The organism is Vibrio sp. OPT46 (assembly GCF_015163535.1).
Lineage (GTDB): Bacteria > Pseudomonadota > Gammaproteobacteria > Enterobacterales > Vibrionaceae > Vibrio > Vibrio alginolyticus.
Map to the genome: position 1 here is coordinate 50,843 of NZ_JADDYG010000029.1, position 1,315 is coordinate 52,157.

A 1,315-nucleotide genomic window follows, 5' to 3' on the forward strand; every position below is an offset into this window, starting at 1 on the left:
ATTGCTAAGCACTGCACTTGAAAGCGCTTTGGGTATATGTATTGCGACTATTTAATATCATGTCGAGTTCCAAACCATAACGTCTTTACACTGCGTAATGTGTAATTTTCAGTTATGTTTTTGTCAATACATGCTACTCAAAATAAGGCGAAAAGTTAGTCTCATCAAAACCTTGCGCCAATTATTCATCGAAACTATTCAAAGACCAAGAATGATAATTATTAAAAATAATCAATCAAGAAATAGTCTTATAAATTAACCATTAGTTCAACTGGACTGAGCAAAATCTCGTCACTATGTTCGTTAATTGATTTTAAATGTTGATATATATCACATTAACGTTCTTGATGATTTAGTAATCCAATCTTTAACCCTTACTTAACAAGTGCCTATTCTGTTCCTTTTTTACGCAAAAGTCGTCATTTTTGTAGATACAGATCAAATACCTGATAGAATACCCTTAGTATTTACAAGAGGATTCGTTATGAGTGTCGAATTAGAAAAAAACCAAGTATGTGAGGCCTGCGGCTGTGCTGGCGAGATTGGCTTTATCATCAAAGAAGGTGACGAAGTTGCCGACGTAACGGTTTTCGCACAGACAAAAACAGAGCTAGAGTCTGAACTACAAAAATACATCGAGCTCGCTAAATCAGTATGTGCTGATGTTGAATACAATGTTTCAGAAATAACCGAAGAATCGAACCAAGCGACGGCTCGATTCAAATTTGAAGTAAGTGCTGAAAAACTTATCTTTGAATTAAAAACTCGCTCACTCGCGCGTTAATGAAAAAAGCGAGCATGATGCTCGCTTTTTATTTTTCCAATCTCTTAATCTTAAACCGCTCTAAATGAAACAGACAACTTCGGCGCGTTTATTTATCTTTTTTGAACACGACCCACTTTAACGAGCCATTGGTTTCAAAATCGTTCTCAGCGGTACACATCAGTAATACGCCTTCAACATTAATCACGGCCCCTGTGGTGTAGGCTTTATCATCGTAGTAACAGATACGCTGACCTACCTTACCGTCAGCAACTATTAGCGCTTTGTTTTCTGGTGTACTGTATGATTTAGCAAAAACGGAACCCGACAGCAGTACTGCAAAAACACCAGCGGTAAAAATAGATACACTTTTTAACTTCATGAAAATCTCCCTCAAACCTCAATAATACTAACAAGGACCCTTGTGAAGTTCTTGGAAGAATCTCATATTATTCAAATATCTACTGATATTTTTCTCACCTCTACACTTGGGTCTGCTTCACATTCAATCATTTAATTTATCTCATTTTAGTAAGCTTGAAGTTACTTAGC

At 36.3% G+C, this 1,315-nt stretch carries 2 protein-coding genes; one reads left to right on the top strand and one right to left on the bottom strand.

Features of this window, described 5'->3' with window-relative positions; genetic code table 11:
- Positions 1-484 precede the first annotated feature (484 nt).
- Positions 485-784 (top strand): YfcZ/YiiS family protein, encoded by a 300-nt coding sequence (locus IQR33_RS02255; RefSeq protein ID WP_005375307.1) that lies wholly within the window; start codon positions 485-487, stop codon positions 782-784.
- An 88-nt stretch (positions 785-872) separates the two neighbouring features.
- Here the strand turns inward: IQR33_RS02255 and IQR33_RS02260 are convergent, their stop codons facing one another.
- Entirely contained in the window at positions 873-1,145 is a 273-nt protein-coding gene (locus IQR33_RS02260; protein ID WP_005375306.1) for a YnjH family protein, read from the bottom strand.
- Between the last annotated feature and the right edge of the window lie 170 nt (positions 1,146-1,315).